This window comes from Trueperaceae bacterium (assembly GCA_023954415.1).
In the GTDB taxonomy this organism is placed as follows: domain Bacteria; phylum Deinococcota; class Deinococci; order Deinococcales; family Trueperaceae; genus JAAYYF01.
In genome coordinates, this window is the sequence record JAMLIB010000005.1 from 146,926 (window position 1) to 169,733 (window position 22,808).

18 protein-coding genes are annotated in these 22,808 nt (G+C 72.3%); 8 read left to right on the forward strand and 10 right to left on the reverse strand.

Annotation, left to right across the window (positions count from 1 at the left end; all coding sequences use genetic code 11):
- Window positions 1–98: 98 nt before the first annotated feature.
- Window positions 99–1,820, reverse strand: coding sequence for a SulP family inorganic anion transporter (locus M9914_07785; GenBank protein ID MCO5174080.1), 1,722 nt, complete (start codon window positions 1,818–1,820; stop codon window positions 99–101).
- Window positions 1,821–1,983: 163 nt separating this feature from the next.
- Here M9914_07785 and M9914_07790 point away from each other — a divergent pair, with 163 nt between their 5' ends.
- The 3 genes from M9914_07790 to M9914_07800 all read left to right on the forward strand — a co-directional run bounded on the left by M9914_07790 (window position 1,984) and on the right by M9914_07800 (window position 5,938).
- On the forward strand, window positions 1,984–2,739 hold the full coding sequence (locus M9914_07790; GenBank protein MCO5174081.1) for a PIG-L family deacetylase: 756 nt from the start codon (window positions 1,984–1,986) through the stop codon (window positions 2,737–2,739).
- A gap of 139 nt (window positions 2,740–2,878) precedes the next feature.
- Window positions 2,879–4,327: a tetratricopeptide repeat protein gene (locus M9914_07795; protein ID MCO5174082.1), complete on the forward strand. Its 1,449-nt coding sequence runs from the start codon at window positions 2,879–2,881 to the stop codon at window positions 4,325–4,327.
- Window positions 4,328–4,345: 18 nt separating this feature from the next.
- Window positions 4,346–5,938, forward strand: a complete 1,593-nt coding sequence (locus M9914_07800) for an NFACT RNA binding domain-containing protein (protein ID MCO5174083.1) — start codon at window positions 4,346–4,348, stop codon at window positions 5,936–5,938.
- Here the strand turns inward: M9914_07800 and fba are convergent.
- The 8 genes from fba to rplM form a co-directional block, all read right to left on the reverse strand.
- Complete coding sequence (fba, locus tag M9914_07805; GenBank protein MCO5174084.1) at window positions 5,935–6,855, reverse strand: class II fructose-1,6-bisphosphate aldolase; 921 nt, start codon at window positions 6,853–6,855, stop codon at window positions 5,935–5,937. The genes M9914_07800 and fba overlap by 4 nt on opposite strands.
- Before the next feature lie 60 nt (window positions 6,856–6,915).
- Window positions 6,916–7,233: a hypothetical protein gene (locus M9914_07810; GenBank protein ID MCO5174085.1), complete on the reverse strand. Its 318-nt coding sequence runs from the start codon at window positions 7,231–7,233 to the stop codon at window positions 6,916–6,918.
- On the reverse strand, window positions 7,221–8,018 hold the full coding sequence (gene mqnB / locus M9914_07815) for a futalosine hydrolase (protein ID MCO5174086.1): 798 nt from the start codon (window positions 8,016–8,018) through the stop codon (window positions 7,221–7,223). Before mqnB ends, M9914_07810 begins: the two co-directional genes overlap by 13 nt.
- 9 nt (window positions 8,019–8,027) lie before the next feature.
- On the reverse strand, window positions 8,028–8,963 hold the full coding sequence (gene ftsY, locus M9914_07820) for a signal recognition particle-docking protein FtsY (GenBank protein MCO5174087.1): 936 nt from the start codon (window positions 8,961–8,963) through the stop codon (window positions 8,028–8,030).
- Window positions 8,960–10,540, reverse strand: a complete 1,581-nt coding sequence (gltX, locus tag M9914_07825) for a glutamate--tRNA ligase (protein MCO5174088.1) — start codon at window positions 10,538–10,540, stop codon at window positions 8,960–8,962. The genes ftsY and gltX overlap by 4 nt, the downstream gene beginning before the upstream one ends.
- A gap of 157 nt (window positions 10,541–10,697) precedes the next feature.
- On the reverse strand, window positions 10,698–11,501 hold the full coding sequence (locus M9914_07830) for an undecaprenyl-diphosphate phosphatase (GenBank protein ID MCO5174089.1): 804 nt from the start codon (window positions 11,499–11,501) through the stop codon (window positions 10,698–10,700).
- A 152-nt stretch (window positions 11,502–11,653) separates the two neighbouring features.
- Window positions 11,654–12,040 carry a 30S ribosomal protein S9 gene (rpsI, locus tag M9914_07835; GenBank protein ID MCO5174090.1) on the reverse strand — a complete coding sequence of 129 codons (387 nt, stop codon included), beginning with the start codon at window positions 12,038–12,040 and terminating at the stop codon, window positions 11,654–11,656.
- Window positions 12,040–12,465 carry a 50S ribosomal protein L13 gene (rplM, locus tag M9914_07840; protein ID MCO5174091.1) on the reverse strand — a complete coding sequence of 142 codons (426 nt, stop codon included), beginning with the start codon at window positions 12,463–12,465 and terminating at the stop codon, window positions 12,040–12,042. Before rplM ends, rpsI begins: the two co-directional genes overlap by 1 nt.
- A 218-nt stretch (window positions 12,466–12,683) precedes the next feature.
- On the opposite strand from rplM, the gene M9914_07845 reads away from it, so the two are divergent.
- The 5 genes from M9914_07845 (at window position 12,684) to M9914_07865 (ending at window position 22,333) form a co-directional block, all read left to right on the forward strand.
- Window positions 12,684–15,077, forward strand: a complete 2,394-nt coding sequence (locus M9914_07845; protein ID MCO5174092.1) for a penicillin acylase family protein — start codon at window positions 12,684–12,686, stop codon at window positions 15,075–15,077.
- The gene (locus M9914_07850) at window positions 15,074–16,213 is read left to right on the forward strand and encodes a hypothetical protein (GenBank protein ID MCO5174093.1); all 1,140 of its coding nucleotides are present in this window, start codon (window positions 15,074–15,076) and stop codon (window positions 16,211–16,213) included. Before M9914_07845 ends, M9914_07850 begins: the two co-directional genes overlap by 4 nt.
- A complete protein-coding gene (locus tag M9914_07855; protein ID MCO5174094.1) occupies window positions 16,210–18,108 on the forward strand; it encodes an ATP-binding protein in 1,899 nt (632 codons plus the stop codon). Before M9914_07850 ends, M9914_07855 begins: the two co-directional genes overlap by 4 nt.
- Before the next feature lie 132 nt (window positions 18,109–18,240).
- Window positions 18,241–19,404, forward strand: a complete 1,164-nt coding sequence (locus M9914_07860; protein ID MCO5174095.1) for an exonuclease SbcCD subunit D — start codon at window positions 18,241–18,243, stop codon at window positions 19,402–19,404.
- Window positions 19,405–19,438: 34 nt separating this feature from the next.
- Window positions 19,439–22,333: an AAA family ATPase gene (locus M9914_07865; protein ID MCO5174096.1), complete on the forward strand. Its 2,895-nt coding sequence runs from the start codon at window positions 19,439–19,441 to the stop codon at window positions 22,331–22,333.
- Between the two features lie 6 nt (window positions 22,334–22,339).
- On the opposite strand, the gene M9914_07870 is transcribed toward M9914_07865, so the two are convergent.
- Window positions 22,340–22,774: a transcriptional regulator NrdR gene (locus M9914_07870; GenBank protein MCO5174097.1), complete on the reverse strand. Its 435-nt coding sequence runs from the start codon at window positions 22,772–22,774 to the stop codon at window positions 22,340–22,342.
- Window positions 22,775–22,808 lie beyond the last annotated feature (34 nt).

Sequence of the window (22,808 nt, forward strand, 5' to 3'; positions counted from 1 at the left end):
CCGACAACGAACTAGCCGACGGTGAGCCAGCCACAGGGCGACGGGCCGGGCGAACTCACCCTGGCCCGTCCGGTCCGAAGCGCGCGGGAACCGCTACTTCAACCGGCCGACGCCTGCCCCTCGGCGTCGGCCAGCTTCTTGGCCGCCACCTCGAGCGCGAGGTCGGTCGTCACGAAGTCGGCCTCGCCGTCCCGCGTGATCTCCTCGTACACCCCCATGCGTCTCAGCAGCGCCTTGGGCTGCGGCTGCAGACCTGAGACGAGGAGCGCGATCCCGCGGCGCGCGAGGCGGTCGTGGATGGAGCGCAGGGCCGTCACGCCCGTCGCGTCCATGACTGGCACGCGCTTGAGCCTGAGGACGACGACCTTGATGCTGTCGTCGACCTTGACGAGCTGGTCGATGAAGCGCTCGGCGGCGCCGAAGAACACGGGTCCGTCGACGCGGTAGGCGACGACGTGCTTGGTCAGCAGGCTCCGCGCCGCCTCCACGTCCTCGTCGGTGTCGTGCCGCGGCTCGCCGCCGGAGAGCGTGATGGGGTCGACGGTGAACATGTTGCTCATGCGCACGATGAAGAGGATGGCCGCGGAGACGAGCCCGACCTCGATGGCGAGGATGAGGTCGAAGAAGATGGTCACGACCATCGTGAGGATGAGCACGAAGGCGTCTGACTTCGTGCTGCGCAAGATCAGCGACGACGATTCGCGCTCCACCATGCGCACGGCCACGACCATGAGGATGCCGCCCAGGACGGCGAGCGGGACGCGCGAGGCTAGGGGCGCGAGGAAGAGGATGACGACGAGCAGCGTGAGCCCGTGGACGATGGCGGCCAGCCGCGTCCTGGCCCCGGCCCGCACGTTGACGGCGGTGCGCGCTAGGGCGGCCGTGGACGGGATGCCCCCGAAGAGGCCCGCCGCGATGTTGCCTAGGCCCTGGCCGACGAGCTCGCGATCCGGATCGTGCTTCTCCCCGACCGTCATGCCGTCGGCCACGACCGCGCAGAGGAGGCTCTCGAGCGCCGACAGCACCGCGATGGCCAGCGCGGCGCGGCTCAGCTCCACCCAGGCCCCGCCGAAGTTGAGCTGTGGCAGGGCGGGCAAGGGCAGGGAGCGGGGTATCTCGCCGATGCGGGTCACGTCCGCGAAGGGCGCGAGCAGCGAGACGAGTGACACGACGACGAGCGCCGCCATGCTGGCAGGGAGGAAGCCGAGCCGTTTGACGCGCCCCCAGCCGACCATGACGACGACGCTAAGGAGCGCGAGCACGACCGGTGCGACGCTCGGCGCCGCCAGGTACTCTCTGAGCGTGCGGAAGGCGATGACGACGATGCTCTCGCCGTGCGGTTGGGCCACGCCGAGCACGTTGGGGAGCTGCTGCAGGAAGATGATGATGGCGATGCCAGTGGTGAAGCCGCTGATGACCGGCCAGGGTATGAAGCGGACGTAGCGACCGACCCCGGCGACGCCCATCACGATGAGGATGAGGCCGGCGCCGATGCCGAGGATGGGCAGGGCGCCGGGCCCGTAGTGGGCAACGATGGGCAGCAGGACCGCGGTCATGGCGCCCGTCGGCCCGGTCACCTGGAACGCCGAGCCGCCGAAGAACGCCGCCACCACGCCCGCGACGACGGCCGTGACGATGCCGGCGGTGGCGCCCGCGCCGGCCGTGACGCCGAAGCCGAGCGCCAGGGGCAGCGCGACGAACGCCACCGTGACGCCCGCGAGCACGTCGACCCGCCAGTAGCGCGGCTTGTAATCGGTGGCTTTCGGTAGGAAACGCGTGAGCTTGCTCAGGGGCCTGTTCGACTCGCTGCTGGTGAGCACCGGCGGTGCACCTTCCTTGGAGGGGTCATGGCGACCCGGTAGGTTCTATGTGAACCGGGCGCGGCATGGCGCGCCCCGTGCCAGATGATGAGCCACTTCCCGCCGCTCGGCAAGCCCCACGCGCCGCGCGTTTTACAACGCTCGTGGGGTTACGCTGGCCCGCATGAGCGCTGACTACCTCACGGACCTCCTCCTCGTCGTGCCCCACCCGGACGACGAGGTCTTCGGCCTGGGCGCCATGCTGGCGCGCATGGCCGCCGCCGGTCGCGTCGCGACCCTGACGCTGACGCGCGGGGCGGCGGGCAGGACGCTCGGCCTCGCCACGCGCGCCGAGCTGCCGAACGTGCGCGAGCGCGAGCTCCGCGCCTCGCTCGCGGCCCTCGGTGTCCAGGACGTCACCATCCTCGACCATCAGGACTACGTGCCCGACGACGACCGCGGCATGCCGCGGCATCCGGGGCTCGCCGGGGCCGACCGCGCGGCGCTCCTGGGCGAGATCGAGGCGGTGCTGGCCCGGACGCGGCCCCGCGTACTGTTCACGTTCGCGCCCAACGGCTCCAACGGGCACCCCGACCACTGCCTCACGAGCGAGCTGACCTTCGCGGCGTTCGACCGCGCCTCCCCGCGCCCCGAGGCGCTCTACTGCTTCGCCAGCCCGCAGCCGTTCCGCGGTCCCCAGCGCGAGGGCTTCATGGCCCTGGACGAGCTGCGTAGCTTGGCGGTGCCCGTCACGCACGTCTCCGACGCTGGTGCGGAACTCACCAAGAAGCTCTCGGCCATGGCCTGTCACGAGACCCAGGCGCTCTCCGTCCTCGGCTTCATGCGTTCGAACCCCGAGCGGCTCGTCACGGAGACCTTCCACCGGGTGTACCCGCCCGTGCCGCGCGGCGCCGCCGTGCAGAATGTGGAGACGCTCTGACGGACGGCCGGGCGTCGCCACGTCGCGTCCGGCGCGGCCGCGGGGCGGTCGTCGCCATGACCCGGCGCCGTACAGCCGTCGTGTACGGTCGATGTGGCAGAATTCGTGTCCCTGACGGGCGTGCATGGTAGCGTTGCGCATGTTGTTCAGGCGTCAACGTGCGCCGGACCCCGGAGCCGCGAAAGCCTCCGCGCAGGAGGCCCTCGCGCGCGGCCAGTACGACGTGGCGTTCGCAGTCCTCGAGCGCGCCGTGAGCCGCGGTGGGGGCGGTGGTCGCGGCGAGCAGGGTCAGACGTGGCTGCAACTCGCAGCGGTGTACGCCCTCTACGGCGACGAAGGGCTCGAGAACGGTCAGCCGGCGCTCAGGAGCGCCGTGACCGCCGATCCGAAGCTCGCCGCCCACCCGCTCTACCGCGCCCTCTTCTGGGAGTTCTCCGCCTACCGGGGCGCGCCCCTGGCCGACGTCAAGCGCGGTCTACGCGAGGTCCCCGAGCACGTTGTGGAGGACGCCCCCGAGTCGTTCGACGGGGTGGCCGCCTACCACGCGGCCGCCGCGCTCTTCGCCGTCGACGCCGCCAAGAGCGCCAGGCGGAGGTTACGAGCGGTACCCGAGGGCGCGCTGCCCACCTACCTAGAGTGGCGCCGCTGGTCCTTGCTCGGGCAGTGCTGCGAGACCCTCGGAGAGTGGGAGGAGGCGGCGGAGGCTTTCGCCATGGCGGTCGATCAGGCGCCCGAGCCGGAGCGCGATGCCGAACGCCTCAGCCTCGCCGGCGCCCAGGTGGAGCTCTTCCGGACGGAGCAGGCCCTCGAGCAGCTCGCCTGCATCGATGCGGACAGGTTGCCGCCGCCGGAGCGCGCCGTCCACCGCTACCTTCAGGGGCGCGCGCACCTCGACCTCGACAACCCGAACCTCGCCATCGAGTACCTGCGCGAAGCCGCCATGCTCGACGACTCGACCGCGGAGGCCTCGTACAGCGTCACGTTCGCCACGGCGCAGGCCCTCGCGGCCGCGGGCCGCACCGAGGAGGCGGTCGACGCCTACCGTCAGGCCCTCACCGTCGTGCCGGCGGAGCACCGCGCGTACACGCAGCACGAGGCGGCCTACGCCCTCATCGAGAACGACCGCCTCTCCGAGGCCGAGGCGCTGCTGAGCGAGGTCATCACCGACCCGTCGTACACCCAGAGGGGCGACGCCCTGTCGGACCTGGCCGACGTCCGCTTGAGACGGGGCGAGCTCGACTCCGCCCACGCCCTGGCGGAGGAAGCGCTCGAGCTCGGCGCCACGGCGCCGGCTTGTATCACCCTCGGCAGCGTCGCGTTCGAGTACTACCGCCTCGAGGAGGCGGCCTCGTGGTACGAGCAGGCGTTGAGCGCGAGCCAGACGGGCGACCCGTTCTGGGTGGCCGCCCAGCAGATGCTCGCCGACGTCTACGCGCAGATGGGCGAGGAGTACGCGGCCAGGGTCCTCCTGCACGCCAAGGCCGCCCTCGAGCATACGGAGGCCGGCAGTGAGTGGTACCTGCCCCTCAGGCAGTACCTGGACGAGGCCAAGGGTCGCCTGGGCGGCTTCGAGCGCGTCCTCAACTGACGCTGCCCGGTCACTGACGTGGAAGGCCTTCTCATCGCCGAGCAGCTGCGCCTCCTCGAGCCGCTGTTGCCCGCCGCGCGCCTCGCCTGGTCGTTCCCGGACGACCGCACGGCCGTCCTGCCGCTGGCCGGCGGCACCTCCCTGTGGCTCTGCAGCCGACCGCCGCGACCGTACGTGGCGCTGCGCTCCGGCGCGCCGGACCCCTCCAGGGCGCGGACGCCCTTCCAGCAGCAGTTGGCGGCGCGCGCCGTCGGCCCCCTGGTCGCAGCCTCGCAGCCGGGCAAGGACCGCGTCCTGCGCCTCACCTTCGGACCGTCGGAAGGGTTCGTGCCCGTGCGTGGGGTCGAGGTGATCGTCGAGCTGACCGGCCGCAACGCGAACGTCGTGCTCGTGGACGATGGGCTGGTCATCGGGGTCGAACGGCAGGTGCTCGCGGAGAGGAACCGCTACCGCGAGCTGCGCGTCGGCCTGAGCTACCGACCGCCGCCCCCGTACTCGAAGCTGGACCCGGTGGGAGCGACGGCGGCGGACGTCGAGCGCTCCCTAGCGGGCCGCCGGATCGGCGAGGCCGGGTCTGTGATAGACGGGGTCGGTCCGGAACTCCTCGCCGCCTTGCGCTCGGCGGCGGCCAACCGGGGCGTCGAGACGGCCCCGCTGGCGGGGGAGACGCTGCGCAGCGCAGCCGCCCTGGTGCTGGAGCTGGCCGCGGACCCTGGCGCGTTCCTGGAACGGTGGGTGGGGGCGGGCGACCCCATGCTCACCGCCACGGCCGAGCGGCAGGCCAGGGCCAGGGAGCGGCTGCAGCGCCTGCTCGAGAAGGAGCTGGAGCTGGCCCGCCGCAAGCTCGGCGACGCCCGCGCGGCGGTCGCGGCCGGCGAGGCGGCGGCCGAACTGCGAGCGGAGGGCGACCTCCTCCTCGCCAGGGCGGCGGCGGTGCCCGTAGGCGCCAAGACCGTGCGCCTGGCCGGTTACGACGGCAACGACGTCGAGCTGACCCTCGACCCACGCCTCGATGCCGCCGCCAACGCGCGCCTGCGCTACGACAAGGCCCGCAGGCGCACGGCGCGCGCCAAGCGCGCGGCGGAGCAGCTGGGCGCGCTCGAGGCCGGCGTCGCCGCGGCGGAGGCGGACCTGGAGGCGCTCCCGCGCCTGGCCCCCGCCGCCGTTACGGCGCGCCTGAGGGCCGCCGAGCGCGGGGCGTCCGTCGCGGCCAAGGCCGCAGGTCCGGGCATCCGCTTCAGGGGCCCGCACGGCTTCGAGGTCGTGGTGGGCCGTAACGCGCGGGACAACGACGAGGTGACGTTCGCGCTCGCCAAGAGCCGCGACCTGTGGCTCCACGCGCAAGGCTACCGAGGCTCTCACGTGCTGGTGAGGAGCGGCGGCAAGGAGATCCCGTTCGACACCGTGCTCTTCGCGGCGCGGCTGGCGGCCGGCTACTCGGAGGCGAAGCGTGAGGACCGGGTAGCGGTGGACTACACGGAGCGCAAGAACGTGTGGCGCCAGAAGGGCGGACCGCCTGGCGCCGTCAACTTCAGCCGGCACCGCACGGTCGTGGTTGCGCCGGCGCGCGACGACGCGGCGGCCTCGGCGACCGAGCGGGGGCGGCCCTAGGCCCTGCCCGCCGAGCCGAAGACGTGCATGCGCTCGGCCACCACGCGCTTCATCTCGTCGCGCGCCGGGCCGAGGATCTTCCGCGGGTCGAACTCCTCCGGCTTGCTTGCCAGCACCTCGCGGACGCGCGTGGTGAGCGCCAGCCTCAGGTCGGTGTCGGTGTTGATCTTGGCGATCCCCTCGGTGACGGCCTGGCGCACGTCGTCCTCGTGGATGCCTATGGCGTCGCCCATGACGCCGCCGGCCGCGCGGAACCGCTCGACGAGCGCCGTGGGGACGCCGGACGCCCCGTGCATGACGAGCGGTTGGGGCAGCACCGCGGCGATGGCCCGCAAGCGCGCGTGGTCGATGAACGGCCGCCCCTTGCCCTTGAAGGCGCCGTGCGAGGTGCCGATGGCGACCGCCAGGTAGTCTGCGCCCGATTCGCTCATGAACCGCTCGGCCTCGACCGGGTTCGTTAGGGTGGCGTCCTCTGCGCTGACGTTGACGTGCTCCTCGATGCCGCCCAGGCGACCGATCTCCGCCTCGACGGTGACGCCGACCGCGTGGGCCGCCTCGACGACGCGCTTCGTCTCGGCCACGTTCGTGGCCTCGTCGGCGTGCGACATGTCGATCATCACGGACGTGAAGCCCAGCCGGATGGCGCGCATGCAGGAGGCGAAGCTCGAGCCGTGGTCGAGGTGGATCGCGACCGGTACCTTCGCTCCACCGCCCAAGTACTTGCAGATCTCGACGAGCGCGGGTCCGCCGAACTTCAACGCGCCTTCCGAGAGCGCGAGCATGACCGGGCTGCGCGCTTCCTCGGCTGCCTCGATGATCGCCTGCGTGATCTCGAGGTCGTTCGTGTTGAAGGCGCCAACGCCGTAACCGCCGGCGCGAGCTGCCGCGAGGATCTCTAGGCCCGTGACTAGTCCCATGCCGGGATTATACGGTCGCCTCCCGGCTTCAGGGACGGCACCCCGGGCGAGGGCGGGGAATCAGGCGGCGCCGGGGCCGCTCTCCTCCTCAGGCTCGGAGCCGGTCCGGTCGACGGTCTTCGGAGGCGGAGTCGACCGACCGCTGAGGAAGCCGCCGAGGCCGGCGAGGAGGAGAGCGATGAGCAGCGTCGCCGGCTCCTCCCGGTCGAAGGCGATGAGCGCGAGCAGCAGCAGGAGCGACGCTCCTATGCGGGTCACGAACGCGGCGCGGCCACGCAGGCCACGCGCCGGGTCGAACGTCAGCACGTGCGTCGCCATGTACGTGATCAGCAGGACGATGAAGTAGACCCAGACCGGGATGGAGCTCAGTACGCCCATCGGACGGTCACCTCCCTCGGCTCGCGGCCACGCGACGCCGCCACGGCGGTCACGACGAGCGCGGCCGCCGCGCAGGCGTTCTCGATGGCCTCGGCGATGCGCCAGGCGCTCTTGTCGCGCACGCCGACGACGTTGCTCACCGCGCGCAGCTCCACGAAGGGGACGCCGTGCGCGACGGCCACCTGGGCCACGGCGGCGCCCTCCATCGACTCGACGGCGGCCCCGTGACGAAGCTCGAGCATGCGCGCCCGCTCGGGGCTCCCCGTGACGGCCTCGCCCGTGGCGAACGGCAGGGCCGTGGCCCCCGCCGCGGTCGCGGCGCTCGTGGCGAGGGCGTGGTCGAGCTCGATCCGGTTGTAGGTCGGCGGCTCGGTGGCGAGGAGGGGGAAGCCGATGGACTCGAGGCCCTGCCAGGCGGCCCCTTCGCCAACCCCGCTGTCGAGGTGCGTCTCGCTCGTCGCCACCGCCACCGCGCCGAGCGCCAGCCCCGAACCCGGGTAGGCTCCGGCTATCCCGACGAGGACGACGTGGCTCGGGCGCACGGTCGAAAGCGCGACCGCCGTTCCGGCCGCGGCGTTCACCTTGCCGATGCCCGTGCTGGCCAGGGCGACGCCCACGCCGGCTAGGCGGCCGTACGTCACGTCCCACCAAGGGGCCGGGGGGCGCTGCGCGCTCGCGAAGGGGGCCGTCCGCGCTTGGCCGCTCGGTTCGGCCAGGAGCGCGCGGAGCGGCGCGAGCTCGCCCGCCGTGGCGCTCAGCACGAGCACGGGGCCGTTGGCGCCCACCCTAGGGCCTCAGGCCGCCACGGGCGGCATGTCGAGGAGGGCGCGCACGAACGCGGCCGCGTCGTACGGTTGCAGGTCGTCCTTGCCTTCGCCAACGCCGATGAACTTGATCGGGATCCCGAGCTCGCGCGTGATGGGGAGGAGGATGCCGCCCTTGGCCGTGCCGTCGAGCTTGGTGACGATGACGCCCGTGAGGGTGACGGCCTCGTGGAACTTCCTGGCCTGCTCGAGCCCGTTCTGGCCGGTGACGGCGTCGAGCACGAGCCAGACGTCACGCGGCTCGCGCTCGTCCGCCTTGGCGATGACCCGCTTGACCTTCTTGAGCTCCTCCATCAGGTTGTGCTTGGTGTGCAGTCGGCCGGCGGTGTCGACGATCAGCAGGTCGGTGCCGCGCGCCTTGCGCTGCCGGGCGCCGTCGAAGGCGACGGCGCCCGGGTCGGCGCCGCTCTCGCCCGTCACGGTCGGGATGCCGAGGCGCTCGCCCCACACGGCGAGCTGGGCGCTGCCGGCCGCGCGGAACGTATCGCCCGCCGCGAACATGACGCTCTTCCCATGTTCGAGGTAGTAGTGGCCGAGCTTCGCGATGGTCGTCGTCTTGCCGACGCCGTTGACGCCGACGACCATCACGACGTGGCCGGCCGGTTCGACGACGTTGCGGGAGACGTCGAGGTTGAACCCGACGCGCCTGAGCTTCTGGCGCATGCGGTCTGGCTCGAGCTGATCCAGCAGCGCCTTCTCGAGCGCCTCGCGGAAGGGCGTGCCGCGCTGGCGCTCCTCCTTCGCCTCGACGACGACGGTGGCCGCAAGCTTGGCGCCGACGTCGGCCCCGATGAGGGCGAACTCGAGGTCCTCCCAGTCCATCTCCCACGCCGCGCCGCGCCCGCCGCCGAACGTGGCCGTGCGCGTGCGGTTGAGACCCTCCCTCAGCCTGTCGAACCAGCTCATCTGCTGCCTTTACCCCCTGCCGCAGCCGCCTCGGGCGGGGCACCGACGCTCTTGACCCGGCTCTTGCGCGCCTCCTCGGCGGCCGCCTTGCGCGCCTTCTCCTCCTCGAGCAGCCTCTGCGGATCGTCGTCCGGGAGGCCGGCGTCGATGAACGTGAGCGCCTGGCCGATGCGCTTCAACGACTCGCGCTTGCCGAGGATGACGATGAGGTCCGTGACGCCGGGGGCGTTGGTCGTGCCTGTGAGGGCGGCGCGCAGGGGCATGAGCACCTTGCCCATCGGGACGGCCTGCTCTTGCACGTAGTCCCTCAGCATGTCGTCAACGCCGTCGTAGTCGAAGAACTCCAGGATGGACAGCTCGCGTTCGATGTCCTGCAGGAACGTCTGGCCGGACGCGAGCTGCTTGCGGGCGGACTCGTCGTAGCGGAGCGTCTCCCTGAAGAAGTAGCCGGCCTGGTCGACGAGCTCGACGAGCGTCTCGGCGCGCGGGCGCAGGACGTCGATGACGTCGAGGAGGTAGTCCTCGTCGGAGCAGTCGTACCCCTCGTCCTCGAGGAGCGGCTTGGCGCGCTCGGCCACCTCCTCGAGCGGCAGGATGTCGCGCAAGTACTTGGCGTTGAAACTGCGCAGCTTCTTGAGGTCGAAGACGGGTCCGCCGAGCGATACCCGGTCGATGTCGAACTCCGCGGTCATGTCCTTCACCCCGAAGTACTCGCGCCCGTCCGGCATGCTCCAGCCCATGTTGGCCAGGAAGTTGAGGAGCGCCTCGGGCAGGAAGCCCTGCTGGCGGTAGGAGTCGACGGACGTGTCGAGCTTGCGCTTACTGACCTTGCTGCGGTCGGGGTTGCGGAGGAGCGGCATGTGTATGAACTCGGGCAGGTCCCAGCCGAAAGCCCGGTAGAGGAGGACGTGGATGGGGGTGCTCGTCACCCACTCCTCCGCGCGGATCACGTGGGTGACGCCCATCAGGTGATCGTCGACGACGTTGGCGAGGTGGTAGGTGGGGTAACCGTCGCTCTTCATGAGGACCGGGTCGCGGATCTCGCTGTTCGGGATCGTGACGTCGCCGCGCAACCGGTCGCGGAAGGTGGTGGCGCCCTCGTCGGCGGTCATCAGTCTCACGACGTTCGGCTCGCCCGCGGCGTGGCGGCGGGCCTGCTCGGCAGGGGGCAGGTCGCGGCCTCGGCCGTCGTAGCCGATCGGTTTGCCGAGGCGCTTCTGCTCGAGGCGCATGGCCTCGATCTCCTCGGCGGTCTCGAAGGCGCGGTAAGCGCGGCCGGCGGCTAGCAGCTCCTCGACATGCGCGTGATAGACGGCGAGGCGCTCGCTCTGGCGGTACGGGCCGTTGGGGCCACCGACCTCGGGGCTCTCGTCCGGCTGGAGCCCGAGCCAGGCGAACATCTCGAGGATGCGGGCCTCGGCGCCGGCCTGGTAACGCTGGCGGTCGGTGTCCTCGAGCCGGAAGATGAAGCGCCCACCGTGCCGCCGCGCGAACACGTAGTTGAACAGTCCTATATAGGCAGTGCCGACGTGAGGGTCTCCTGTCGGCGACGGTGCGATCCTGGTGACGACTTCCATGGAGGCGCCTCCTATCCCGGCATCATAGCCCAGTGCGCTCGCAGCGCTTGCATCGCTCATGTGGCTCATGCGCGTCCCCGGCGGGGTTTCAGCGCACCTTACGCTCGGCGGCCGGACCGCCCGGACGGGGGGTCGGTGCCGGCGACGCGCTCGAGTCTTAACGCACGAAGGCCAAGTATGCCAGCGTGAAGGCGGAGACGGCCCAGAGGTAAGGGGAGAAGACCCTGAACCGCCCGCGCTTGAGCACGGTGAAGACGAGGAGCAGCGCGCCGTAGCCCACGGCGAAGGACGCGCCGAGCATCGTGAGCAGCGGCCCCAGCTCGACGTCGGCGTCCAGCACGTCCTTGGCGCCGAGGACCGTGACGCCGAGCGAGACGACCAGGTACATGAGGAAGGAGAGACGGGGAGTGAGCGCCTTGTCGACGCCGCGCCACAACAGCGCCGCGATGGTGGAGCCGCTTCGCGAGATGCCCGGGACGACGGCCAACCCCTGGACGACGCCGGCGACGAGCGCGTCGAGGAAGGTGACCTGCCGCACCTCGTGCTTCGGGCCGGAACGGGGGGCGAACCACAGCACGAACCCGGTGACGGCGAGGGCGATGGCGACGGGCAGGGGGCTGTTGAGCCGCTCGAACACGGGCTTGACGAGCAGGGCGATCGTCGCCGTCGGGACCGAGCCCACGACGATGAGCAGCGCGAGGCGCCAACCCGGCTCGCGCCGCGCCGCGCCGGAGCCGAGGCCGCGGAGAAAGCCCCCGAGCGCCGTCCTCACGTCGCGCCACAAGAAGACCAGCACGGCGAGGAGCGTGCCGGTGTTCGTGGCGATGTCGACGTAGAGGGGGAGCGAGTCGCCCCAGCCGAGGAAGTAGTGCGCGAGCACCAAGTGGCCGGAGCTGGAGACCGGCAGGAACTCCGTGAGACCCTGCACTATTCCCAGGACGAGCGCTTGCGGAGTCGTCATACGAGCACCTCGCTGGCTCCCCGGTCACCGGCCGCCTCGGGCCGGCAACGGGAGCGGTGGGCTAAGAAGAAGCGAGGCGCCTGTGGCGCCTCGCAGCCTTTCGAGAGCGGTGGCCAAGGGCTTGCCCGTACGGGAGCCCGTCGGCCTCGAGCTCAGCGCTTGCTGTACTGGGGCGCGCGCCTGGACTTCTTGAGGCCGTAGAGCTTGCGCTCGACGATACGCGCGTCGCGGGTGAGGTGGCCCTTGTCCTTGAGGACCGGACGGTAGTTGGGGTCGACCTTGAGCAGGGCGCGCGCGACGCCGAGCTTGATGGCGTCCGCCTGCCCACTCGGGCCGCCGCCCTTGACGGTGATGTAAGCGTCGTAGCGGCCGGCGGTGTTCGTGTCCTTCAGCGGCTCGAGGGCCTGGACCCCGACGAGGATGCCGCGGAAGTACTCCTGGAACTCACGGCCGTTGACGGAGATGCGGCCGTTGCCAGGACGAAGGAAGACGCGTGCGACGGCTTCCTTGCGGCGCCCGGTACCGTAGAACTGTTCCATCAAGCCAACTCCAACTTCTTGGGCTGCTGAGCGTGGTGCGGGTGGGCCTCGCCGGCGTAGACCTTGAGGCGGCGGATGAGACGCCGTCCCATGCGGGTCTTGGGGAGCATGCCCCACACCGCGTGCTCGAGCACGCGCACGGGGTGCTTGTCGAGCATCTCGCGCGCCGTGGTCTCCTTCAGACCGCCCTGGTAGCCCGTGTAGCGGCGGTACACCTTCTGATCCAGCTTGCGGCCGGTGAACTCCACCTTGTCCGCGTTGATCACGATGACGAAGTCGCCACCCGGCTGGTTGGGCGTGTAGCTGGGCTTGTGCTTGCCCTTCAACACGGTGGCGATCTGGGTAGCGAGCCTGCCCACGCGCTGACCGGCCGCGTCTATCACGACCCAGTCGTGGTTGAGCTCGTTGGGGAAGTACGTCTTCACGTTGGTCACGTCCTTGCTAAGGGCTTTGCCGGCATGATCGGGGCGGCAAAACTTGAAGCCAAAAGTGAGACTAGCACGGCGGCGCGGCCGTTGTATAGGCCGCCCGGCGACGGCGCGGCGGGCGCGGCCCCGCCGGCCCAAGGGCTAAGATGCCCTGAGATGTGAGTTCGAGGTCGTCGAGCCACGCGCAAGAGCCGCGTGGCGTATCGGAGTCGCCTATGAAGGTACTGGGTCGGGTAGTTGGCATCTTGTTGCTGTTGGTGATCGTCGCGGTCGGCGTCGGCTTCGTCTACTTGCGCTCCTCGCTGCCGCGGGTGAAGGGCGAGGTCCAGGTCTCGGGGCCCGGCGGGCCGATCGAGATCGTGAGGGACGCGGACGCCGTCCCGCACATCTACGCGCAGAGTCGGGCCGACGCCGTCTTCGGCCTCGGCTTCGTCCACGCGCAGGACCGCCTCTGGCAGATGGAGTTCCAGCGGCGCGTCGGCAGCGGCAGGCTCTCGGAGGTCATCGGACCGGCCACGCTCGGGACGGACCGGTTCATCCGCACCCTCGGCATCCGCCAGGCCGCCGCCAGCGCGCTCGAGGCGATGTCGCCGGAGGCGCGTGCGCTCCTGGACGCCTACGTCGCGGGTGTCAACGCGTACCTCGCGCAGCGGCGCGGGGCGCTGCCCGCCGAGTTCCTCCTCCTAGGCTTCGAGCCAGAGCCTTTCGACGCGGTCGACGTCGCGAGCTGGGCGAAGATGATGGCTTGGGACCTCGGCGACAACTGGGGCGACGAGCTCCTGCGGGCCCAGCTCGTGGCCCGGCTGGCGCCGGAGGACGCCGGCCGGATGATCGCCGAACTGTGGCCCAGCATGGACGACGCCGGCACGGTCGTGGTGCCGGACGGGGCCGCGCAGTACCTCAAGGAGATCGACGTCGAGGGGCTCCTCGCGTTGGCCGGCCCTCCCAAGCCCGACGGCTACGGCTCGAACAACTGGGTCCTCGCCGGCGACGTCACGGCTACGGGCAAGCCGATCCTCGCCAACGACCCGCACCTGGGGCTGCAGGCGCCGTCGCTCTGGTACTTCGCGCACCTCGTCGCCCCCGACCTGAACGTGATCGGGGCGAGCCTGCCCGGCACGCCTGCCGTGCTGCTGGGGCGCACCGACCATCACGCCTGGGGCTTCACGAACAACGGGGCCGACGTCCAGGACCTGTTCCTGGAACGCGTCGACCCGGAGGACGGCGGTCGCTACCTGACGCCTAACGGCAGCGAAGCGTTCGCCGTGCGCCAGGAGACCATCAAGGTCAAGGGACAGGCTGACGAGGTCATCGAGGTGCGCTCGACGCGGCACGGCCCCGTCATCTCGGACGTGGACGCGCGCTCGCGCGAGGCCGCGGCCGGGCCGCTCGGAGGGCAGGGGACCGTGGTGGCGTTCGCCTGGACGGCCTTGGAGCCGGGCGACAGGACCCTCGAGGCGGTCCTCGGCATGAACGTCGCGACGAGCTGGGACGAGTTCGAGGACGCCCTCAGGCTGTTCGTCGCGCCGATGCAGAACATCGTCTACGCCGATGTGGACGGCGTCATCGCGTACTACGCCCCCGCGCGCATCCCCGTGAGAGCCGGCGGCATCGGCGCGCTCCCCGTGCCGGGTTGGACGGGCGAGGGCGATTGGGTGGGCTACGTGCCGTTCGAGGAGCTCCCGCACTCGGTGCAGCCCGAGAGCGGCCGCATCGTGACGGCCAACCAGCGGGTCGTGCCGGACGACTACGCGCACTACCTGACGCGCGACTGGGCCGACCCGTACCGCGCCGAGCGCATCGGGGAGCTGCTCGACGCTCAAGCGCGCGCCACCGTCGACGCCTCGGTGATGGCCCAGCTGGACCAGGTCTCGCTCATGGCGCGCGAGTTCGTGCCGCTCGCCCAGAACGCGGCGGCCACGACGGACGGCGCGCGGCGCCTCCAGGCGCTGCTCGTCGGCTTCGACGGCAACATGCTCGCCGAGTCGCGCGCGCCGCTCGCTTTCGCGGCCTGGTACAGGCAGTTCGCCTTCTCCCTCTACCGGGACGACCTCGGCGACGTCGCGTCCGGCTTCTTCGGCCTGCGCCCCGCCCTCACCCGCGCCATCCTGGCAGGCAACCCGGACTGGTGCGACGACACCACCACCCCCGGGGTAGAGACGTGCGAGCAGCAGGCCAGCCTCGCTCTCGACGCCGCCTGGCGGGAGCTCGTCGGCGCCTTCGGCGACGACACGAGCAAGTGGAGCTGGGGCGAGGCGCACGAGGCCCTCTACGAGCACGCCGTCCTCGGCGCCACGCCCCTGGCGCGGGTCGCGAACCTGCGCATAGGGAACGGTGGCGACGGCTTCAGCGTCGACGCGGCCGGCTACGGCCTCGAGTTCGGCTCCTTCACCCAGACGCACGGCCCCGGGTACCGCGGGGTGTACGACCTCGCGGGCGGCGGAGGCTGGTTCATCCACGGTACCGGCCAGTCGGGCAACCTCGTCTCGGGCCACTACCGCGACTACCTGGCGCGGTGGCAGAGCGGCGCCATGATCCCCATGCGCATGTCCCGCGCAGAGGCTGAAGCGGGCGCCATGGGCACGTTGCGCCTCGTGCCCCGGCCGTGAGCGGTCGCGACGCGGCGCCTCCTCGCAGGTTGCGGCTCGAGCCGTGGGGTGTCGGCTACGCCGGGTCGGCGCAGGACGTCGGGGGAACGGCCTTCGGCGAGGACGACGACCAGGCCGACGGGCCGGGCGACGAGCGTCGGCTCCTGGGCGCCGAGGCGCTCTCGCTGGAAGTGCCGCTGGCCGACTGGCGTGCGCTGCGCCCGGCGGCCCCGTTGGCGGTCGCGCACGCGCTCTTCCTCGACGGGGTGCGCAGGGTGGACGCCCGCGCCGTGCTCGAGGGCGCCGCGCCTGCCTTCGGGGCGCTCGGCAGCTGCGCCGTCGGCGCGGTGACGTGCGACCTGGCGGGTGGCGGTCGGGCCGAGCTCGTGGATGACGTCATCGTGGAGCGCTGGTGCGCCATCGCGACCGACACCCTCACGGACGAGACCGACGTGGTCGTGCCGGCCGGGCCGTACGGGCCGGCCGCTTACGGCGGCCGGGACGGCTCCGCCGCTCGAGCCGTCCCGCAGCTGCGCTTCCGTGTCACCCAGGCGAAGGGCACGGACTGGCAGGCGCCGGTCGAGCAGCTCCAGGTCGTGATGCGAGACGCCGAGCGGCGCTTGGCGACCCGACTGCGGGCGCGGCTCGACGGCATGGGGGCGGGGGGCGGTCGTGCGCTCCTCGTATGTGACGGACCCCGCCCCCTGTTCGGCGCGGACGAGAACGTCATCGGCTACCTCAAGACGATCAAGGAGCAGCGCCTCCCTGCCGCCGCCCTGGCGGTGGTGCGGGGCCTCGAAGAGGGGGAACGCTCGCCCGTCTACCTGGCCGGCGAAGGCGAGCACGCTCGCTTCGAATGGTACCTCCGCCTCCGCGACCCGCGCCCGTGGCTCCACACCCTGGCGGGCAGCGTGCGCGTCCAGGCGCACGCCGGCCCCGACCCGCGCGCCCTCCTCGGCGCGGCCACCGCCATCGCGGACTGGAGCGCGGCCAACCTCCCGCGCTTCGCTACTAAGGCCCACCAGGACCCGCGGGCGCCGCAACAGCTCCTGCCGGTGCGCTCCCTCGAGGCCTCGTTGCGGCGGCGGCTGGGGAGCGCGCCGCTCGTGCGCAGGCGCATCGAGATCGCCCTCGCCGGCACGGGAGCGGCGGCGTGAGCGAGTCCGACACGCACCTGTCGGCGCCCATAGGGCGCGTCCTCGGCACGGAAGACTCGACGCCCGTCGCCTACTGGTTCCTCGTCCTCCCGGGTTGCAAGGTTCGACTGGACGACGTGGTGATGGTGCGGACCGCCGACCCGACGGGCTCGGGTGCCGAGGTCACGTTCTACGGCGTCGTCGACCAGGTCAGGCGCAGGCTCGAGGGCGTTCAGTTCGACCTCGATACGGAGCTGATGGCTCAGGGTCTCATCCCGGCCGAGGAGAGCTACGCCGCCCACGTCCTCGTCACCCGCCTCGGGCCGGAAGAGTTCCTGCCGCCGGCGCCCGGCGACGCGGTCAGCCTCGCCACTGGCCTCGAACTGGAGCGCGCCCTCTACGTGGACGGCATGAAGGCGCGTCTCGGCGCCGGCATCCTCCGCAGCGGCGACCCGGCTTACCTGAACCTCGACTTCGTCGACGGCACCCGCGGCGCGCACGTGAACATCTCGGGCATCTCCGGGGTGGCCACCAAGACGAGCTACGCGCTCTTCCTGCTCTACTCCCTGTTCCACGACGGGCACGGGCGCGGCGGCGCGCCTCTCCTGACCGACCCGGGCTCGGCCAGGGCCGTCGTCTTCAACGTCAAGGGCGAGGACCTCCTCTTCATCGACCAGCCGAACGGCCGGTTGGAGGAGGAGGAGCGGGCCTGGATGCAGCGCAACGGGGCGAAGGACGACCGTTACGCGACGCTCGGGCTGCGCGCCGGACCGTTCGAGAGCTGCGCTCTGCATGCTCCGCCCCAGACGACGCCCGGGACGAGGCTGGTGGCCGACGCCCAACAGCGCGACGGCGTCACGCCCTACGTATGGACGCTCAGGGAGTTCTGCGAGGGCCGCATGTTGCCGTTCGCCTTCGCCGACGTCGGGAGCATGTCGCAGCTCGAGTTCCTGCTCCAGAGCGTCGAGGAGCGGCTCTACCAGCTCGCCAGGGACCTGCCGACCACCGACGTCACCGTAGCCGTCGACTGGGAGCCGCCGGAGGCGGCCGCCTCACTCGGCGCCAAGGCCGCCGCCACGGCCAGGCGCATCGACGAGGCCGAGGGCTTGCCGTTCGACGCGCTCGCCAGCGGGCGCAAGTACCGGCTGCGGACGTTCGCGGAGCTGGTCGACTTCCTCGAGTACAAGCTCCTGAGCGAGGGCACGCCGGAGGACGGGTCCCCGGGCGATGCCGACAAGGGCGGCGACCCGCGCTGGACGGCCAGGCAGCCGAAGGGTACGCGCGAGGCGTTCATCCGCCGGCTCCGGGGTGCCCAGAAACATCTGGCGCGCCTCGTGCGCGGCGACCTCGACGAGCGCACGGCCAGGGAGGTGCGCCTCGACGTCCTGGGCTCCCAACGCCAAGTGCACGTGGTCGACATCCACCAGCTCGCGCCCCTCGCCCAGATGTTCGTCGTCGGCGTCACGCTCCGTGGGCTGTTCGCGGCCAAGGAGAGGGGGCACAGGGGCAAGGTGTTCGTCGTCCTCGACGAGCTGAACAAGTACGCGCCCTCGGAAGGCGACAGCCCGATCAAGGAGGTGCTGCTCGACATCGCCGAGCGCGGTCGCAGCCTGGGCGTCATCCTGATCGGGGCGCAGCAGACGGCAAGCGAGGTCGAGAGACGCGTGGTCGGCAACGCGGCCATCCGGGTGGCGGGGCGCCTCGACGCCGCCGAGTCGGAGCGACCGGAGTACCGCTACATGCCCGCGAGCACGCGCTCGCGCACGACCATCCTCGCGCCCGGCACGATGATCCTGCACCAACCGGACGTGCCGACGCCCGTCCTCGTCACCTTCCCGTTCCCCGCCTGGGCGACGCGGGCCGAGGAGCGCGACACGGTCGTCAGCGACGAGGAGGCGGGCGGGCTGTTGCGGTGACTCGGACGGTCGGCTCTAAGGTCGGCGTCGCCCGGCCGCAACGCCGACGGCGTCGCGCGGGGTCACGGGGCCGCGGCGCGCGCCATACACGCGCTGCGCCCCGCGGCGCTCCCCGCCCTTACACTGGCGCGGATGAAGGTACTACACACGGCTGACTGGCATGCCGGCCGGGGCCTGCACGGGGTCGACCGCACCGGCGAGATCAAGGAGGCGCTCGAGGAGCTCGCCGAGCTCGTGAAGGTCGAGCGGGTCGACTTGGTCGTGGTCGCAGGGGACCTGTACGACAACCGCAACCCGAGCGCGGCCGCCGAGGACGCCGTCTACCGCTTCTTCCTCGACGTGGGCCGTGCCGGTGCGCAGAGCGTGATCATCGCCGGTAACCACGACTCGCCCCAACGCCTCGACGCTGTGGCCAGCCTACTGGGGCTCGCCGGCGTGCACGCCGTGGGCGCCTTCCGGCCCGCCGGCGCCGGCGGCGCGTTCGAGCTGAACGTCGGGGGCGAGCGGGTGCGGGTGGCCGCGCTGCCGTTCCTCTCCGAGCGGCGGATGATCGGCGCGGCCGACCTGATCGAGGGCGACCACGCCGCCCAGCAGGGCAGCTACCGCGAGACGATGCGCAAGCTCGTCGGCAACCTGACGGCCGGTATGGACGGCAAGGCCGTGAACCTCCTCCTCATGCACACGACCTTCGAGGGCGCCAGCCTCGCCAACTCCGAGTACGTGTTCCACAGCACCAACAGCTACACCGTGCCGGCGTCGATCGTGCCTGAAGCGGTGACTTACGCCGCCCTCGGGCATATCCACAAGCCGCAGGGCGTCCAGGGGCTGGCGGAGGGCAAGGCGCGCTACCCGGGCAGCCTACTGCAGCTCGACTTCGGCGAGGCGGGCAGCGAGCGCAGCGTGGTCATCGCGGAGCTGCGCGCGGGTCGCGCGCCCGAGTACGCCCTCAAGCCCATCACGGCGGGCAAGCGCCTGAAGCGCGCCGTCGTGGCGGAGGAGGAGCTCGACAGGCGGGCGTTGGAGCTCGCGGAGTTCCCCGGCTGGCTCAAGCTCGTCGTGAAGCTCCAGCGCCCGCGGCCGGGCCTCAAGGAGCGGCTGCAGCGCGACCTGCCCAACCTCCTCGCCGTCGAGCAGCAGCTGCCGGGGGAGGACGCTACGGACGAGCCGGGCTTCGATCCCGCCGCGCTCGACCTCGTCGCCGCCTACCGCGACTACCTCGGGGAGGAACGTGGCGCGGACGGTCAGCAGGAGCTCGTCGCCGCCTTCGCCGGCCTGTTGGAGGAGGCGGTCACGTGACCGCGGCGCCGTCCGTCACGTCGGGACCGACGGCATGACCCCCATCGAGCTGCGCCTCGAGGGGTTCACGTGCTACCGGGACCGGGCCGTCATCGACTTCACCGGGCCCGGCACCGGCCTCTTCGCCGTGACCGGCCCGACGGGGGCGGGCAAGTCGACGCTCCTCGACGCCTTGACCTACGCCCTCTACGGCCAGACGCCCCGGCTCGGCGGCAGGGGCCTCGAAGCCCTAGTCAGCCCGGGCTCACCGAGCATGTTCGTACAGCTCACGTTCAGGGCGGCCACCGGTGTCTACCGCGTGACGCGCGCCGCGCAGCGCAAGCCCGGCGGCGTCGCGAGCGAGGTGCGCGTCGAGCAGGCGGACGCGGCGGCGCAGCACGGCGGCTGGCGCCAGCTCCCCGCCAGCGAGCGCGTGCGCGACGCCAACAAGGCCATCGAAGAGATAGTCGGGCTGGACTACGGGGGTTTCACGCGCGCCGTCTTGCTGCCCCAGGGCGCCTTCGACGAGTTCCTGCGCGGGGACGTCGGCGAGCGGCGCAGGCTGCTGGTCAGCCTCCTCGGGCTCGACCGGGTGGAGGAGGTTCGGGGGCTCGCCAGCCGGATCGGGCGCGATGCCGAGACGGTCGCGAAGGGCCTGACGAGCCGGCTCGCGGAGGACTACGCGGGCGTCGGTGCCGGCGCCGTTCGCGAGCTGGAGGAGCGGCGGACCGCGCTGCAGGCGCGGGCCGCCGCTCTCGAGGGCCTCGTGGCGGAGGCGGAGGCCGGCCTGGCTGCGGCCGAGGAGCGCGCGCGGCTGCAGGCCGCGCTGGCTGCCCTCCAGGCCCGCCGCGCCGAGCTGCTCCAGGACGGCGAGCGGGTCGCGCGTATCGAGGCCGAGGTCGGCGCGGCCCGGCGGGCCGCCGAGGTGGCGCCGCTCATCGAGGCTGGCGAGCGGGCGGCGGCGCGGCTCGCTGGGCTCGTGGCGAAGAAGGAGAGCGCCGAGGCTAAGGCGAGCGCGCGCCGTGCCGCCGCCGACGCGGCCGCCGCCGCCCTCGCGGCGGTGCGCGCCGCCGCCGATACCGGCCTGCCGCCCGCCGAGGAGGAGCTGGCCGCTCTCGCCGCCGCCAGCCCGGCGCTGGCAACCCTGGAACGCCTCGGCGGTGAGGTGGCCGACGTCGCCTCGTCGGACGCGACGGTCGGCGCAGGCAAGCTCATCGACGAGACCGCGTGGGGCAGGCTGGAGCTGGCCGCCGGCCTGCTCGACGGCCTTACTCGGGCGGAGGCCGCCGTCGCGAGAGCCCGCGAGCGCCTGCGCGAGGCCGAGGTCGAGGCCGCGAGCGCGGCGGCGGCGGCGGAGCGCCTCGGCGGCGAGTCGGAGGCGCGGACCGAGGCCGGCAAGGCCCTGCGTGCCGAGGCCGAGCGGCGCGAGGCGGCGCTCCGCGCCGCCCACCTCGCCGACGCCGCGGCGGCCGTGAGGGCCCACGTGCACGTCGGCGCGCACTGCCCCGTGTGCGGCAACGTCGTCGGGGCGGTGACCGGCGGTGGCGGCGACGTCGAGGTGGCCGCCGCCGAGGCCGCCGCGTCCGCGGCCAAACAGGCGTTGGAGCGGGCGCGGGTCGAGTTCGCCGAGTTCAAGGGGCGTCTCGGGGCGGCGCAGACGCGGGCCTCCGGGACCGCTCAGGCCCTGGCGGAGGCCAGGGCCGGGGCCGAGGAGGCCGAGAGGGAGCTGGCGACGGCCCTGGCGCGCGTCCGAGAGCTTCTCGCCGTCGCGGCGGACGCGCGCGCGGACGCCGCCCTACTGAGGGCGACCCTCGAGACGGCGAGGCGGGAGGCGCTCGTCGCTCATGCGCGGGCGGTTGCCGCAGACCTGAGGGCGGCCGGCGCCGACCTCGGCGCGCTCGCGCGGGTCGGAGCCGGCGCGCGCGCGGCGCAGCTGGAACGGGAAGTGGCCGAGCACCGGTCCCGCCTGGTCGCCGCCGCCGAGGCCCATGCGGCTGCCGAGCGGGAGGCCGCCGCCGCGGCCGGCGAGCTGGCGGCCGCGGAGGAGCGAACGGCCGAGGCCGAGGGGGAGAGCACCGCCGCCGGCGAACGGCTGCTCGCGGGCGCGGTGGCGCGGGGCTTCGCGGGCGTTGCGGCCGTGCGCGCAGCACTGAGGGAACCGGCGGCGCTGGTCGCGCTGGCGGCCGCGGTCGACGAGCACCGCCGCGACCTGGGGACCGTTGGGGCGCGGATCGGCGAGGTGGAGGCGGAGCTGCTCGGCCTCGCCGCGTTGGACGACCCGCGCGGTCTCGGGGCGGCGGGCGTGGCGGAGGCGTGCAGGACACGCCTCAAGCTCTTGCGCGGCGAGCGCACGGAGGTCGCGGCGGCGCTCGGCACGACCGCGGGCGAGCTGACGCGTGCCAAGGAGGCGCTGGAGCGCAAGCGCGCCCTCACCTCCCAGCTGGCCGAGGCCGAAGCGCGCGCCGAGTTGCATAAGCAGCTGGCCACGGATCTGCGGAGCGACCGGTTCCAGGAGTACCTCATGACGCACGTGCAGCAGCGCCTCGCACGGCGGGCGTCGGCGACGCTGCGCAACGTCACGGACGGGCGCTTCGACCTCCACCTGCTCGACGGCGACTACCTGGTGGCCGACCAGTGGACGGGCGGCGAGCTCCGCAGCGCGCGCACCCTCTCGGGCGGCGAGAGCTTCGTTGCGAGCCTCGCCCTCGCGCTAGCGCTCTCGGACACCCTGGCGGGCAACGCGGCGCTCGGGGCGCTGTTCCTCGACGAGGGCTTCGGCACCCTCGACGCGGGTACCTTGGAGGCCGTCACGGCCGTGCTCGAGTCGTTGACGGACGAGGGGCGCATGGTGGGCGTCATCACCCACGTCTCGGAGCTCAGCGAGCGGCTGCCGGCCAGGCTCGTGGTGACCAAGGGCCAGTCGGGCTCCACCGTCGCCTGGGACACGTGAGGGGCGTCAGCCCTTGGACTCGCCCTTCGCCTCGCCCTTGTCCTCGAGCTGCTTGATCTCCTCGATGAACCGCCCGACCGACTCGAAGTCGCCGTAGACGCTCAGGAAGCGGATGTAAGACACGCTGTCGGTGTCCTGCAGGAACTGGAGGACGCGCCTGCCGATCTCCTCGCTCGCTATCTCGGGCGTGCCCGTCTCGTCCTCGAACGAGTAGGCGAACTCCCGCAACTGCTTCTCGCTCACGGGGCGCTTGTTGCAGGCGATGCGCAGTTTGTCGAGCAGCTTGTCCGGGTTGAACGCCTCCAGGCGCCCGGAACGCTTGCGCACCAGGAGAGCCTCGAACTGGGCGCGCTCGTAGGTGGTGAAGCGGCGCGAGCACGCTACGCATTCACGCCGCCGCCGGATGGCGGCGCCCTCGTCGGAGGGGCGCGAGTTGATCACGCGCGTGTCCTCGGCCGAGCAGTACGGGCACCTC